Annotated in this window: 1 protein-coding gene; it reads left to right on the forward strand. The window is 42.4% G+C overall.

Annotation, left to right across the window (positions count from 1 at the left end; genetic code table 11):
- Nucleotides 1-368: hypothetical protein (locus HMPREF2766_RS00005; RefSeq protein WP_261676395.1), on the forward strand; the 368-nt coding region annotated here is incomplete at both ends.

Here is a 368-nt window from a genome sequence, read left to right on the forward strand (position 1 = left end):
TTTGAGGATGGTAGCACGACTATGATTGTTCCGGGTGAAGGAAGTTATACAATTGATAAAGATGGTAAGATTACCTTTACTCCAGAACCAGACTTTGTTGGTACAGCTAAAGGATTGGTTGTGAAACGTTTGGATATGTATGGAAATGTAGTTACTGCTCACTACTCACCAACTGTCCTTGGACAAACACAAGTGAGTGATGCGACATCAGAAGGTCTTAAAGGTCAAACTCAGACTGGTAAACCAAACTTTACAGGTGATGTCGATCTGACAGTTCCGCCAACCTTTGAAGATGGAACAACTGAAAAAGTCGTTCCAGGTGAAGGAGCTTATGTAATCTCACCAGATGGCACCGTCACCTTTACTCC

This window comes from Streptococcus sp. HMSC076C08, assembly GCF_001810825.1.
Lineage (GTDB): Bacteria > Bacillota > Bacilli > Lactobacillales > Streptococcaceae > Streptococcus.